Raw genomic sequence first — 14,724 nt, 5'->3', positions numbered from 1 at the left:
AGTGCTTGTGTTGCACTCCGCCTTTCTTATTCATTCGTGTCGCGGCTCGATTAGCGAGCGACCGCTAGGTTTTGCTTCTTCAGCCCATCGATGTATTGATGAGCGATGTTCAGCACCTCGCGGTTATAGAAGTAGTCGCGATAGACCTCTTGGGCTCCGACTTCCGCCTCGAGTTCTTTCTCTTCTTCTTCCTTCTGAGCATCCAGTTCTTTTCGGCGAGCCATGAACTCGTCTTCTTTCAGCGAGATCGATGCTTGCTCTTTCTGTTGCACGTACAATTCGATTCGCTTCAGTAGTTCCGTGAATTCTTTCTCTTGGCTGATCCGGCCCATCGAGTCGTTTCGTAATTGGCCAATCAAATCCGCAGGCACCATGTTGTAGTTTTCGTGCTTGGCGGGTTTGACGCGATCGTTTGGCAGAGCGAACTTCAAATCGCTTTCGGACACGTCCATCTTCGCGGTGATGCTGGGCAAGACAATGTCGGCAGCAACTCCGGCCAACTGAGTGCTCTCGCCATCAGGCAGATAGAACTGTTGAAGCGTGACCTTCAAAGCGCCGTAGTTAGCTCGGTTATTCCGGAACAATTGTTGGCCAAGATCCATCAGCGTTTGCACGGTGCCCTTGCCATGGCTGGTTGGGTCACCGACCACGATGCCGCGGCGGTAATCTTTGATCGCACCCGCAAAAATTTCGCTCGCACTTGCACTGAACTTGCTGGTCATAACAACCAGCGGTCCATCCCAAGCGGTGCCGCGATCATCGTCGTCGTATTGCTGGACCGAACCATCGGCGTTCTTGACTTGCACCACAGGGCCGCGGTCGATGAACAAACCGGTCAAGTTGATCGCTTCGGTCAGACTTCCGCCGCCGTTGGTGCTGAGGTCCAGCACGATGCCATCGATCCCCTGTGACTTGAATTCTTCGATAATTCGCAGTACGTCGCGGGTGCTGCTGCGGAAATCGCGTTTGTTATTCTTGGCGCCTTCCATGTCCATGTAGAAGCTAGGCAGGTTGATGTAGCCAATCTTTTTCGTTTGTCCGGGAGCATCGGGCATCGAGTGTTCGATGATCTTGCCACGCGCGGCTGATTCGTCCAGTTCAATGCGAGCACGAACGATACGGTGAATTTCCACTTCGCCCGCACCGCCCGGTTTGACGCCCAAGCGGACGATGGTTCCTGCTTTACCGCGGATCAAACCCACCACGTCATTCAAAGGCATCTCGACGATATCGACCATCGGTCCCTCTTCGTCTTGGCCGACCGACACGATTACGTCATCCGTTTTCAGCTTGCCATGCTTCGCAGCGGCTCCACCGGGAATCACACGCGAAACGACTGTGTTGCCATCTTTTTCACGCAATTGAGCTCCGATGCCATCAAGACTCAGACGCATGATCATGTCAAATTCGTCAAGCGAATCGGGCGACATGTAAGTCGAGTGCGGGTCATAGGCCATCGTGACTGCGGTTAGATACATTTCCAGCAACGCATCGCTGTCGGTATCTCGCCAACGTCGGTCGTAGCGAAGGTAGCGTCGGCGAAGTAGATCGCGAGCTTCAGCACCCTCTTTGCCTTCGTCCTTCAAATCCAACAGTGCGTATTTGATCTGACGTCGCCAACGGTCATTCGCTTCGTTGGCATCTTTGGCGTAAACGGTTGCCTCGGGGTCGGTGATGATTTGTTCATCGATGGTGAAGTCGAATTCACCATCCAGCATTTGCAATGCAACCGAGACGCGTTCGTCGACACGTTGGACGAAGCGGCCGAAGACTTCATAGGCAAATGACAAATCGCCCGCTTGCACCATGTCGTCGATGCGGGTCGCGTTGCGTTGGAATTGATCGATGTCGCCCTGCAAGAAATAGAGCTTCATCGGGTCCAACGACTTCAAGAACAAATTCAAAGCGCGTTGGCTAATTGTGTCGTTTAATTTTTGGCTTGAAACATGATTGCGTGGCATTAGCGTTGCGATCAAACGTGCCACCAGCGGGTCTTTCGGCCCGGGAGTCGCCAGTTTTGCGGGGCCCAAATTGGGCTTAGTGGCATTGCCGATCGCCTGCTCTACCGCCGGTCGATCGATCGTGGCTTGCTCGTTTTGTGCGGGAGACACTTCCGCAATTAAGGCGACAACAAGGATCGCAAGTAACGGCCGGGACCACTTGGATAACGGTCGTGAGCGTTTCGGGCTCTGCGGGGCAAACGCGTCCGAGGCGTTGTCGCTCAGTGGAGGGTCACTCCAAGCGTTGGGATCGCTCAGAGTACGGTTGGCGGTAGAAAAACGGCAATCCATAGTGGTTTCCTGAGGAAGTTTTCTTTGGCGTGTTTCGACTTGCGAAAGCGTCGTAAACGGTGCTGCGCTGCAGAAACCGCAGCGCAGACGCGATCGATAGGGAACCGCTGTCTTCACCTTAGACGTCTGGCTAGGGTCGTGATGTGATCCTAGGAGAGCGCGCGATTTGGGGCAATGTCGGTTTCCTCGCCTATTTTACCCGGTCAGGTAAGCATTGCGGGCGCCAACAGAACAGATTTCTCGCGGATTGCCGCTCGAAACCGCCAGCGTGCTGGCGGTGGGGCAATGTCTTCGACTTCAGATAGCGGTGCAGCGCAATCCGCCCGGTTGCAGCGAGTAAAGCGTTCGAATTTTACCAGGCCGCTCGCGCTGCTCCGAAAACCGCCCGGCTATTGCCAAAGTTGCTGGCGTTGGGCATTAGCCGCTGGGGTGCTGGTGATCTTCAATCTCGCGACCACCAGGCACCGCGATCATGCGTCGCGATATTGGACCTTGCCGCTGCCGCCTACGATTTGGCCGATCGTTTGGCACGAGATCCCGAGTTCTTCCATTTGCGACTGGATGCTGCCGGCGTAAAAATCGCTAACCACGGCGATCATGCCGATTCCCATATTGAAAATACGCCGCATTTCCGCTGTTTCAATGCTGCCCGTTTTTTGCAGCCACTGGAAAATCGGATGCGGCTGCCAGCTGGTGGGATCGATCTCGGCATCGACGTTTTTGGGCAAAATTCGATCGAGATTCTCCTGAATTCCGCCGCCGGTGATGTGGGCCAAGCCGTGCAGAACCTGCTTCACGCGGTAATGCGATTGGATACTGCGAATCGCTTGCGTATAGATACGAGTGGGATTCAAGCAGACATCGCCCAGCGATTGCCCGCCGAATTCGTCGGGCGTGGCTTCCCAATCGAGTCCCGCATCGCTGATGACTTTGCGAACCAAGCTGAATCCGTTGCTGTGTAGTCCCGTTGACGCCAATCCGAGCACGACGTCCCCCTCGGCGATCTGTTTTCCGTCGATCAATTTCTTGCGATCGACGACTCCGACTGCGAAACCGGCCAGATCGTAGTCCTCGGTCGCGTACATATCGGGCATGATCGCGGTTTCACCCCCCAATAACGCCAGATCGCCCTCGACGCATCCGTCGCTGATGCCTTGCACGATTTGCTCTAAACGTGCCGGATCGTCGCGTCCCATCGCGACATAATCGAGGAAAAACAGCGGCTCCCCCCCCGTGCAGAGGAGGTCGTTCACGCACATTGCGACCAAATCGATCCCCACCGTGCTGTGCCGACCGGTCTGCTGAGCAATTTTTAGCTTCGTCCCGACTCCGTCCGTGCCGCTGACCAAAATTGGTTCTTGGTAATTGCGAGCAAACAGTTTGCCCGCAAAATCGAGACGAAAGAGGCCGGCAAAGCCTCCGTCACTCGGGATCACTCGAGGGCTAAAGGTGCGATGCATCAAGCGGGGCAGTCGCCGCATCGATTCGGCATAGACATCGAGGTCCACGCCAGCGTCTTTGTAGGTTGCAGCCATCTGTTCTGGGATAAAATGCGGTTTGGCGGACTGGTTTATCAAAACGGCAAAACGAATTCACTTCGCCGCTTCGCCACATCATGACGCCCCCAAGCCAAACTTGGTAGCGGTGGGCAACCGGGATGCCAGCAAATGCGGCCCCCCATCGCCCCTTCGCTAACAGATTTGGGGCGGTTCACTCAGGCCGCCCCCGAAGACTGATGTGGTTTTCCCCCCTCCTGTGCCGCTTTCTCAAAAATCCCGTCTACCGCCAACCGCCGATGATTTGCTAAACGACACTGCAATCGTCTTCATGCAATCGACGCATTGTCCAAGTCGAAAAGGCCGATCGATGGTCATCCAACGCAAATTTCGCTGCCGGTAAGCTTGATTCCACTCATTCCCAGTCGACTAACGCGATACATCCTGTTCGAGATCTTAAAGATCTTCGTAGTGTCGCTGATCGCATTGACATTGATGATCTTGATGGTCGGTGTCGGGCGGGAACTGCTGCGCCGCGGACTGGGCGTCATGGCGATCGTGCAATTGTTGCCGTACATCTTGCCGATTTCGCTGCAGTTCGCCTTTCCGGCGACCGCACTGTTCTCGGTTTGCTGTGTCTATGGCAGGATGGCGGCGGATGGCGAAGTTTCCACGGTCAAGGCCTCCGGGATCTCGCCGCTGAGATTGTTGCAGCCCGCGTTGATCTTCGCCGCGCTGCTCAGCCCCGTGGCGGTCGGTGTCTCGGACCTCGCGGTCTCCTGGGGGCGACCGGGGATCAATCGCGTCGTGCTGATGTCGGTCGAAGACATTGCTTATCGTGTTTTGCGAGCCCAGCATTCCTATACCTCGGACCACGGATTTTCGATCCATGTGCGTGATGTCGAGGGCCAGACGTTGGTCCACCCCACCGTCACGGTTCACAATCACAGCAGCGAAGGGCCGATGAAGTTGTCCGCTCGCGAGGGGCGACTTCAACTTGATAGCGAAACCTACAACTTGATCCTGCATGTCACTGACAGCCAAGTCGAATCGGGAAATGGGATACAAGGCATCGTGCCGGGTCAGACGGAATTCAAAATCCCGTTAGCGGCGGCGATGGTCGACAAAGCTCCCGAGAACCAAACCCCCAGCTGGTTGTCATTAGCAGTGATCCGTAGTGAACGATTGCAACAGGACGCGAGGACGCATGCGGCTGCAGGTCAGTTGGCCGCGCACGTCGGCTTTTCCATCTTGACCTCACGCCCCGAAGAGATCGCAGGCGGGATGGGCAGGCATATCGAAGCGCAAGTTGAACACAGTCGCAAACGCTTGACCCGGTTGCATGTCGAACCATGGCGTCGATGGGCCGAAGGGTTTACTTGTTTCTTCTTCGTCTTCGTCGGAGCTCCGCTGGCGATGATTGCTCGCACGAGCGATTATTGGACCACGTTTGGAATTTGTTTCCTGCCAATCCTGTTGGTCTATTATCCGCTCTTTATCTTTGGGCTCGAACAAGCCAAAGACGCGTCGATCCCTCCCTATGGCGTCTGGATCGGTAACGTGGTTTTAACCGCAATCGGTACCGCATTGATCGCCCGTGTGCGTCGCTATTAGCGTGTTTGTCGATTCGAGATTGCCTCTTGGTAAACGCCTTTCATGGGCGATCGTGTCCGGCCAATGACAAATTGCAGCTGCCCTGATCTGGTGCTGTCCTGAGCTGCTGTGGAACGGCGCCGTTTCGCTGCGAGTCATCACTTTTCCGCATTCCGGACGTCTCGTGGCCGAATTCCCAGTGCGATGACCCGACTGGGCGTGGGATCAATCGCTACAACCGCTACGTCAGGAATAGCTAATCGGTGGGGGCGCGAATGTGAAGAGATTTCGAACTTGAACCGCGAATTCAAAGCTACGTTTCTGTACACAGTACCGGCATCCTGCTCGGGGGGCGACTGTCCTTCACGTATACATCAAGGCATGGGGAAATGGCGGTTAAAGAATTTGTTGACTACTACGAAATATTAGAAGTCAGTCCAAAGGCAAGCTTGGCCACGATTGAACGCGTCTTTCGCTTCCTGGCCAAAAAACATCATCCGGATCTCGCTGGCAGCAGCGATGAGAAGTATTTCAGAAAACTGGTAACGGCGTTCGAGACGTTGCGAGACCCTCAGCAACGCGCCGCCTATGATCTTGCCTATCAGCAAGAGAACCAGATGCGAACCGAGTTGGTCCAAGGTGCTAACGCGGCAACCGACGATTGCATCGAACGTTACAAGCTTCTGTCGGTCCTGTATGCCCAGCGACGACGGGATTTTAAAAAGCCCGGGATCGGTCTAGGGACGCTGGAGACGATGGTGCCCTATCCACCGCAAACGGTTGCGTTCCACCTTTGGTATTTTCGCGAAAAAGGCTGGATTGGTCGCGAAGAGAGCGGTCAATTGTCAATCACCGCGGCCGGCGTCGACCAGATCGAAGCGATGAACCAAGAGGCGGTGTCGAGCCAGTTGCGGCTGGGACATACACCCGAGCGAATCTCTGTGATGAAGTCGGCGTAAAACTGACGGATCGCCGCTGATCACTCCGCGATCCGAACGATAAATCACCGGTCGATCCACGACACTACTTGTTCGTCTGAGCTTGCCAGATCGCGTGGCCCTTGTAGACTTCACCGATCGGGTATTTCTTACTCGGCGTCACTGCGGTGTTCATGATCTGTTCGATGTGCTGAACCACTTCGGGGTGATCCGCCGCGACGTTATGTTCCTCGCCAAGATCATGACGCAAATCATACAGCTCGATTGGCCCCGCGACTCCCAAACGGATCTCCGACCGGATGCCCTTCCAATCTTTCCAGCGGACCGCTTGGTGATAGCGACTTCGGCAGTGACCAAAGTCCCAATACAGCGACTCGCGATCCGATTGCAGCGGGCCTCCGTTCAGTGCGGTGACAACGGAGATGCCGTCTAGGTTTGCGGGCACCGTGGCTCCGGCCAATTCGGCGAATGTCGGCAGCATGTCTTGAAACGCAATCACTTCGTCACTGGTCAGGTTCGCGGGGATTTGGCCAGGCCAACGAGCGATCAACGGCACACGGATGCCTCCTTCGGTCAGGTCACGTTTATAGCCCCGCAGCGGGCCGTTGGTGTCAAACCGCTCGGCAACCGAGCGATGCCCGCCGTTATCACTCGTGAAAATTATCAGCGTTTCGTTCGCCATTTCCCGTTGATCGACCAAGTGGGTGATGCGTCCGACGTCTTGATCGAGCATATGGATCATCGCCGCGTACTTCTTTGCTTTCGGTTCCCAGTCGCGATCGGAATAGGGAGCGGTTGTGGGCACCGTCAAACCGTCAACGTCTTCCTTGGGAGACGAGAAATGTGGCAGCGTGTAGGCGGCATAAAGAAAAAACGGCTGCTTTCGATCGTGCGACTCGCGGATGAATCGCAGTGCACGTTCGGTCAACTGAGTGTGACTGTACGTATGGTGTGATTTCATGTTGCCCGGCAATTCCAACCGACCTTCGTCGTCATCAAGGTATTCGGGGAAATAGTAGTGCGCGTGATCCTGGTTCAGATAACCAAACCAGGTGTCAAAACCTTGGTTCGTTGCCCGACCGACGCTATTAGCGTCGCCGAGTGACCACTTGCCGACGCCGCCACAGCGATAACCAGCACTCGCAAGCACCTCGGCAAGCGTTGTGTCGCCGTCTTCGAGATACGTTGGGTAGTGGGGCACGTTGTCGCGAGCAACGGTGTGTCCGTTGTGTAGCCCGGTCATCAACACCGATCGCGACGGCGTGCAAACAGGGCCTCCGGCATACGCTTGCGTAAAACGGATGCCTTCGGTTGCCAAACGGTCGATGTTCGGCGTTTCGATCAGCTGCTGGCCATAGCAACCGAGATCGCCGTAGCCCAGGTCGTCCGCCATGATGAAGATGATATTGGGACGCGACGGCTCGATTCCCATTGCACTGCTGAGTCCGAGTAGCAATGTCGCGATCGAAAAAGTGTATAGAGTTTGCGTGAGACGCTGCGGGAAACAAAATCGCATGTTGCTGATGTTCTTGTCGTTTCGAGGGATTGCGGAGGGGATCGAGAAAACGAAATTGCGGGTTTCGCGGCCACTGAATGATTATGGTCACTGGATGATCACGGTTACTGGATGATCACAGTCACTGAATCTTGCTAGTCACGCCTGCGCTGCAGCACATACCGTGCGAACGCGATCAGCCCGGCAAACTTGAATTCAGGATCCACATAATGCTCGATCACATAAAAGGCAAAATAGTAGCATCGACAAAATGCCCAGATGGAAATGCCGAGTAAGACGACCACCTGCAAGGTCGGCGCATTTGCGATCAACATTGCCGACGCGAGTATACCGAGAAAAAGGAACAAGATTCCTTTTGCCCAGATTACTTTTGGATTTTTTAAGTCAGCCATCTTATTGGGCCCCGTGCGGTTTTTGCCCAAGACGCCCGGTGCGGGGAAAACACACTCGGGCAATCTGTTGGGACTTCATTCATATTTACAGAACGTTGCAACATCCCCCCGGAAGGATGTGTCATAATCATCGCCGCAAATCGATTCATATTTGCTGGGGTCCCCATCTTCTTTGCGTTCGGAGTTTGTCATGTTTCGTAGTCACATCTTCTTGCCCCTGATCATATTACTGAGCAGTGGTGTTGTTTCCAGCTTCAGCCGAGCGGAGGAGGGGGCGACACGGTCGAGCCAGTATATCCCAGACGACGCGATCGCGGTCGTCTTGTTGCCGCTCAACGAGATCTTGAGCGATCCAGAAATGGAAATGTTTCCGATCGAAATCGTGCAGGCCCAATTGAAAGAAAACGTTGGCATTGATCCGCTGCACATTACCAATGTGAAAGTCGTTGTTGGGTTTCCCGGACCTGGCGGACCGCAGATTGGTGCGGTGATCGATTTGTCCAAAGACTATGACATTGGCGATCTGAATCCAGAATTGTTCCGATCGACCGAACCGCAGGAAATCGATGGATATTCGGTGTACTCGCTCGATGGTCCTCCCGGAACGGTGCTGCATCGCAAAGATGCGAGAACCTGGATTCTTTCGATGGGGGGATACCTTAAGCCGATGATGGAATCTCGTGGCGAAACGGGGGAATTACCCAAACTCGTATCCGGCCTTGGGCGACAGCAAGGTGTTACCGCGGTCGCGGTGTTAGAGCCGATTCGCCCGATCGTTAGCGGATTGCTCCGTCAAAATGCGGAGCGACTCCCCGAAAAACTTCGAGAGTTGACCCAGGTCTCGGAACTTACCGATGCATTGATTGTGAACCTGGACTATCAACTGATGGGCGGCAGCGTCAGCGTGTCGGCAATTGCCCAAGACGACGCCGCCGCAACCGAGTTGCAGCGTATCTTGAACGAGTCAATCGACTATGGACGTGATGTTGCGCTACAGATGGTTGCGATAAGTAGCATGCGAGGCACGGAAACGGACAAAGCGACGTACAAGTACGCAGTGCGTGCGGCGACCAAGCTCACCGATGCCATCCGGCCGACCAAGTCCGGCAACCGGGTGAATGTTCAACTGGAAAGCAATTTTGCCAGCACCGGTGTCCTGGTAGGACTCTTGTTGCCGGCCGTCCAAGCCGCTCGCGAAGCCGCACGACGAATGACCGCCAGCAACTCATTGAAACAAATTGCTCTGGCAATGCACAACCATCATTCCGCGTTCAAAACGCTGCCAGACCCTGCGATTCGTGATGCCGAAGGCAAACCGCTGCTGAGTTGGCGGGTGAAAATTTTGCCGTTTATCGAACAGCAAGCCCTCTACGAACAGTTTCACTTGGATGAACCCTGGGACAGTGAGCACAACTTGAAATTGCTTCCGTTGATGCCTGACACTTACGTCGACCCAAGTGTTCCCCCACAGCCTGGTTACACCGTGTTTCAACTGCCCGTCGGCTCCGAGACGCTTTTCCCTAAGCAAGGTGAACGCAGGTTTGCGGAGGTGCTCGATGGCTTGTCCAATACGATCATGGTGGTGGAAACCAACCGATCGATTGCCGTGCCTTGGACCAAGCCGGCGGATGTCGAGATCGACATCAATAATCCGCTGCCTCAATTAGGCAATACGCATCAAGGTGGATTTCACGTGTTGATGGCAGACGGCGCCGTGCGGTTTCTCAAAACCGACATTGTGCTGGAAACGCTAAAGGCCCTGTTCACTTACAGAGGCAAAGAGGTCGTCCGGTTCTAGCCGGACGTCTTCAGGGAATGAACATTTTTCTGCGAAATCCCAGGTTGCCCGAAAAGGGGCAACCCTCTTTGCACGCAGCGTCTACAATAAGCGATCGTGAAGCGTTTAAGTGGTTCAATATGATTCTCATCTTGGCTGACTTCTATGACACGAGCAACATCGAGTGATCGTCATTCCCGTTCACAAAAATCTCCGCTCTCTGCGGAGCAAAAGCGATTGGACGAAGATCGCTTAAAAACACAGAATTGGCGATCTTGGGGACCCTATGTCAGCGAACGGGCTTGGGGAACCGTTCGCGAAGACTACAGCAGCAACGGCGACGCTTGGGGGTTCTTGACTCATGATCAGGCACGCTCCAAAGCCTATCGCTGGGGCGAAGATGGTCTGGCCGGGATCTGTGACCGCTACCAATTGCTCGTCTTCGCTTTGGCGTTTTGGAACGGACAAGACGAAATCCTCAAAGAACGCTTGTTCGGAGTCGTGCCCCAGCAAAATAATCACGGCGAGGATGTACGTGAGTACTACTATTACCTCGATGCCTCACCGACTCACTCGTACCTGAAATATTTATATAAATACCCGCAAGCTAAATTTCCCTATCAACAACTTATCGAAGAGAGTCAGCGTCGCGGGATCGAGCAGCCTGAATTTGAATTACTGGACACCGGTATCTTCGACGATAACCGATACTTTGACATTTTTGTCGAGTACGCCAAGGCGGATCCCGAAGACATTTGCGTCCGCGTGGAACTCTTTAACCGCGGCAGTGAACCGGCTCACTTGCACGTGCTGCCACAATTGTGGTTTCGCAACACTTGGTCTTGGGGTGATGTCCCAGGCCCGACGCCTTCGATTCGAAATGCAAAAGACCCCAGCGGACAAGCGTGTCTGATCGCCGACGACTCGACTGCGACGCCGATGTCAAACTTGCTGACCGATTATGCACTCGGCAAACGGTATCTGTATGCCGAATCAGGCGGTCAGCCGTTGTTTACGAACAATGAAACGCACCGCGAGCGGATGTATGGATGTCCCGATCCTACCCCGTTTGTCAAAGACGCTTTTCATCGATACGTGATCAACGGCGACGCCTGTGTGAACCCTGACGAAGTGGGCACAAAAGCCTGTGTGCATTACGGAAACGTCACCGTGCCGGCGGGCGAATCGGTGGTGATCCGTCTGCGACTGACCGATCGTCCCATCTCCGATGCGATTCAAGGAGTTGATGCGGTGGTCAAGCAGCGGAAGTCGGAAACCGACGTGTTTTACGACGAACTGCACCCACCCAAAGCGAGCGAGGATGAGCGACTCGTTCAACGTCAAGCTCTGGCCGGGATGATCTGGTCGAAACAGTTCTACTATTTCGATGTCAACAAATGGCTCGAAGGGGACGATTCGCGAGCCAAGCCGCCAGCGTCTCGCCATACCATTCGCAACGAACATTGGAAACATCTCAATTCGATGCGAATTTTGTCGATGCCGGACAAATGGGAATATCCATGGTTCGCGGCCTGGGATTTGGCGTTCCAGTGCATCCCGTTGGCACTGGTCGATCCCGAGTTCGCGAAAGAGCAATTGTGGTTACTGTTATTTGAGCAATTTCAACATCCCAACGGGCAGATCCCCGCTTACGAATGGGAGTTCAGTGACCTCAACCCTCCCGTACACGCCTGGGCGATCTGGCGTGTCTACAACATGGATCGAATTCAAAGTGGACGTGCGGATCGCGAATTTTTAGAGAAGTGTTTTCACAAACTCTTGCTGAATTTCACTTGGTGGGTCAACAAGGTTGATGCGGAAGGCCACAATGTTTTTGAAGGTGGCTTCCTCGGCTTGGACAACATCACCACCTTCGATCGTAGCACGCCGCCCAGCGATGGTTCGTCGCTGAAACAAGCCGATGCAACCGGGTGGATGGGGATGTATTGTCTAAATTTGATGCGAATCGCTTTGGAACTGGCTAAAGAGAACAAGACCTACGTCGGGTTGGCGATCAAGTTTTTCGAGCACTACGTTTACATCGGTTCAGCGATGAAAAACATGGGGGGCCGGGATTACGAATTGTGGAGCGAAGAAGACGGTTTGTTTTTTGATGCGCTGTGTTACCCCGATGGCTCCTATCATCGATTCCGGTTGCGTTCGTTGGTCAGCCTGATTCCGCTGTACGCCGTCGAGCGGCTCGAAGAGGTTTGGACGTCCGAATTTCCCGAGTTCAAAGCAAACCTGGATTGGTTCATGCGAAACCGCAGTCACTTGACCGAGGCCTGTCTGTCGACCAGCGAGAATGCAGAGGGGAAGGTGCATTTGTTGTCACTTGTCGATGCAGAACAGCTTCGCCGGATTGTGGAGGTGCTGTGGGATGACGCTGAATTTTTGAGCCCCTACGGGTTAAGAAGTATGTCCAAACATCACCAGGAGCATCCGTTTTCGTTCGGGGATCAAACCGTCAAGTACGATCCCGCCGAATCGACCACTTGGTTAAAAGGAGGAAACTCGAACTGGCGTGGACCGATTTGGTTTCCCACCAGTTTTTTGATGATCGAATCGCTGCGAAAACTCTCGAAGGTTTACGGAGAGAGCATTCGGGTTCCGGCAGAGCCGGATGCGGATCGTGAAACGATGACGTTGTCCGAAGTCGCCGAGGGGCACGCCAATCGGTTGATCTCGCTGTTCACTCGCGATGCGGATGGACGGCGGGCGATTTATGGTCAACGTGAAACGATGCAACACGATCCTCATTGGCGTGATTGCTTGTTGTTTCACGAGTATTTCAATGCCGAAACCGGCGAAGGCTTAGGTGCAAATCACCAAACCGGCTGGACCGGACTCGTCGCCTCATTGATCGACGAGTGGCGGAGGTAACCGGTTTCATCGTCGCTTTTCGCTCCGCGAAAATAGCGTCAACGGCGCCGAAAACTACTTCTCAACTCATCAACCGTCCCATTGGCTAAAACAGTCGTTCCATCCACTCGGGCCTGCACATGGATATCATTGACTCGCTTCCCACCACCGGTACGCTGATCTTATTGGGACTTCCACTGCTCTATTTGTTTGGAATCCCGCTGTTGATCCTCGCGACGTTTCGCACCGAAGCGTTCCCAACGATTGAACCCGTCCCTGCGGACGAGCCGCTACCGGAAGTCGTCCGTCAGCGTTTTTTCGAGGTCCATGAATCACTCACTCGATTGGGCTTTTCCAACGAAGGGACGTTCTTTTTGCCGCAAGCAGTGACGAACGTCAAAAGTTTGATCGTGGTTTTTCTGAATCGAGCCGAGGCGACGGGGGCCGTTTCCGCAGTGGTGTATGCCGATCAAAATGGCGCATGGAATTTGCAAGAAAGTTTTACCGAGTTCTGCACACGGTTTGATGACGACAGCGAAATCAATACCGGTAACCAGAAGACACTCGGAGCGTTTCCGATTCCGTCGAGCTATTTGTCGACCCAGCATCCTCGGATTCAGAATGTCGAGGATTTGTTCGCGGCTCATCAAGCACTCAAGCGACACCACGCGATCCGCCGCCGGTCAGTGAATCGACTCGACGAGCAATTTGAAGGTGACGTCGCAGCCTACATCTCAGCGGGGATGACAGCGGAATTTGAACACGCCAAAACACGCGGGTATCTGCGTTACATTGGCGGCGCTCATGACGGATTCACTGCGGCAATGAAAGATTCACCCTATCGTCCACCCGTTCAGCTCAATAAACCGCAGTACAGAGCAACGTTCGTTGGCGCCTATTTGATGGCGTGGAAGCAGCTCTGGCCGATGAAGCCATTTTTTGCTTACGCACGCCATCGACGTGATCGTCGACTGTTGGAAGATACAGGCTTCGAGCTGCCCAGCAAAAACGTGGGTTGGTCCTAGCGGAAGTTGTCGAGGCTTTTGTTGCTTTTACCAAACGATCCGAAAATCTCACGCGAGTTCCATTGCCCCCAAATTCAGACGCAAACTCGGAGACGAGGTCGTTACGCACTAGCCGCGGCAGCGATCGTGTGATCTTAGATCAGAGCTTGTGCAAACAGCTGAGAAGCAACCAAGGCAAGTCCAGCGCCGTACAACAATCGAGCCCACATACTTCATCGTCTCCAAAAAGGGGAATCCGTTCAAACCGAAACGATTCTTCGCCGGCCGGTGAGAAGAGTCAACCAACGAAATCAATCTTTCGAGTTTCACGCCATCCGCTGCCGACGATAGACTAACAGCCCCGGAACGTGATTCAGTGCGTTATTCACGCGTCAGTTTACGCTGAAAGCGTTTCAGCAATTAGCCGGTGGTCGAGCGAAGCGAACACCACCGGTAAACTAAACCAACCTCGGAATTGACCCTGAAAGGGTCACAGACAATCGGGCTGCGACCCTTCCAGGGTCGAGATCGAATTTGTACTTTCGATTCCGTAGGTGGCGCCTCGCTTACCTACGGCTAATGTCTTTAATCCCTATCGGGATAGTGTCGAAAAACCTTCGTTGTGAGATGTGTAGGCGAAAGATGGCTTTCGCCCCAGGCTAAATGCGATCGTGCCTCCGGCACTTCAAAAACTCGCTGCTGCAAAGTGCGAACACATGGGGAATCCGGCATTTCAAAGCCTCGGTAGTGGCGGCAGCAATCGAGGTTCCTGCCTGGTAGACGGCGCGAATTGACTCTGCAAAAATTTGCCCGCGAATGAACGCGAATCAGTCACGCGATGTTTCATGGCGAACG

Annotated in this window: 9 protein-coding genes; 5 read left to right on the top strand and 4 right to left on the bottom strand. The window is 54.2% G+C overall.

The window, feature by feature from the left end; translation table 11 throughout:
* Positions 1–50: 50 nt before the first annotated feature.
* Together ABD971_RS00435 and purM are read right to left on the bottom strand one after the other, a co-directional pair.
* Positions 51–2,291, bottom strand: a complete 2,241-nt coding sequence (locus tag ABD971_RS00435) for a carboxy terminal-processing peptidase (protein WP_345318378.1) — start codon at positions 2,289–2,291, stop codon at positions 51–53.
* A 470-nt stretch (positions 2,292–2,761) separates the two neighbouring features.
* Positions 2,762–3,826: a phosphoribosylformylglycinamidine cyclo-ligase gene (purM, locus tag ABD971_RS00430; RefSeq protein ID WP_345318376.1), complete on the bottom strand. Its 1,065-nt coding sequence runs from the start codon at positions 3,824–3,826 to the stop codon at positions 2,762–2,764.
* Positions 3,827–4,132: 306 nt separating this feature from the next.
* Between purM and ABD971_RS00425 the strand changes: the two genes are divergently transcribed.
* Positions 4,133–5,401 carry an LptF/LptG family permease gene (locus ABD971_RS00425; RefSeq protein WP_339944238.1) on the top strand — a complete coding sequence of 423 codons (1,269 nt, stop codon included), beginning with the start codon at positions 4,133–4,135 and terminating at the stop codon, positions 5,399–5,401.
* Positions 5,402–5,769: 368 nt separating this feature from the next.
* Positions 5,770–6,339, top strand: a complete 570-nt coding sequence (locus tag ABD971_RS00420) for a J domain-containing protein (protein ID WP_339944240.1) — start codon at positions 5,770–5,772, stop codon at positions 6,337–6,339.
* Between the two features lie 64 nt (positions 6,340–6,403).
* On the opposite strand, the gene ABD971_RS00415 is transcribed toward ABD971_RS00420, so the two are convergent.
* Both ABD971_RS00415 and ABD971_RS00410 read right to left on the bottom strand, forming a co-directional pair.
* Positions 6,404–7,834, bottom strand: coding sequence for an arylsulfatase (locus ABD971_RS00415; RefSeq protein ID WP_345318373.1), 1,431 nt, complete (start codon positions 7,832–7,834; stop codon positions 6,404–6,406).
* 134 nt (positions 7,835–7,968) lie between these two features.
* Positions 7,969–8,226, bottom strand: coding sequence for a hypothetical protein (locus ABD971_RS00410; protein ID WP_339944244.1), 258 nt, complete (start codon positions 8,224–8,226; stop codon positions 7,969–7,971).
* A gap of 190 nt (positions 8,227–8,416) precedes the next feature.
* Here ABD971_RS00410 and ABD971_RS00405 point away from each other — a divergent pair, with 190 nt between their 5' ends.
* The 3 genes from ABD971_RS00405 to ABD971_RS00395 all read left to right on the top strand — a co-directional run bounded on the left by ABD971_RS00405 (position 8,417) and on the right by ABD971_RS00395 (position 13,890).
* Positions 8,417–10,024: a DUF1559 domain-containing protein gene (locus ABD971_RS00405; RefSeq protein WP_345318371.1), complete on the top strand. Its 1,608-nt coding sequence runs from the start codon at positions 8,417–8,419 to the stop codon at positions 10,022–10,024.
* Positions 10,025–10,168: 144 nt separating this feature from the next.
* Positions 10,169–12,886, top strand: coding sequence for an MGH1-like glycoside hydrolase domain-containing protein (locus tag ABD971_RS00400; RefSeq protein ID WP_345318369.1), 2,718 nt, complete (start codon positions 10,169–10,171; stop codon positions 12,884–12,886).
* Between the two features lie 119 nt (positions 12,887–13,005).
* The gene (locus tag ABD971_RS00395; protein WP_345318367.1) at positions 13,006–13,890 is read left to right on the top strand and encodes a hypothetical protein; all 885 of its coding nucleotides are present in this window, start codon (positions 13,006–13,008) and stop codon (positions 13,888–13,890) included.
* The last annotated feature ends 834 nt before the right edge of the window (positions 13,891–14,724 follow it).

The sequence above is a fragment of the Novipirellula rosea genome, assembly GCF_039541335.1.
In the GTDB taxonomy this organism is placed as follows: domain Bacteria; phylum Planctomycetota; class Planctomycetia; order Pirellulales; family Pirellulaceae; genus Novipirellula; species Novipirellula rosea.
Note: the sequence above shows the minus strand (reverse complement) of the source record. Positions and strands in the feature narration are given on the sequence as shown.

Excerpts from the sequence above, each read along its gene's own strand:
- ABD971_RS00405 (WP_345318371.1), top strand. The coding sequence starts at position 8,417 with ATGTTTCGTAGTCACATCTTCTTGCCCCTGATCATATTACTGAGCAGT.
- ABD971_RS00415 (WP_345318373.1), bottom strand. The coding sequence starts at position 7,834 with ATGCGATTTTGTTTCCCGCAGCGTCTCACGCAAACTCTATACACTTTT.
- ABD971_RS00395 (WP_345318367.1), top strand. The coding sequence starts at position 13,006 with ATGGATATCATTGACTCGCTTCCCACCACCGGTACGCTGATCTTATTG.
- ABD971_RS00420 (WP_339944240.1), top strand. The coding sequence starts at position 5,770 with ATGGCGGTTAAAGAATTTGTTGACTACTACGAAATATTAGAAGTCAGT.
- ABD971_RS00410 (WP_339944244.1), bottom strand. The coding sequence starts at position 8,226 with ATGGCTGACTTAAAAAATCCAAAAGTAATCTGGGCAAAAGGAATCTTG.
- purM (WP_345318376.1), bottom strand. The coding sequence starts at position 3,826 with ATGGCTGCAACCTACAAAGACGCTGGCGTGGACCTCGATGTCTATGCC.
- ABD971_RS00435 (WP_345318378.1), bottom strand. The coding sequence starts at position 2,291 with ATGGATTGCCGTTTTTCTACCGCCAACCGTACTCTGAGCGATCCCAAC.
- ABD971_RS00400 (WP_345318369.1), top strand. The coding sequence starts at position 10,169 with ATGACACGAGCAACATCGAGTGATCGTCATTCCCGTTCACAAAAATCT.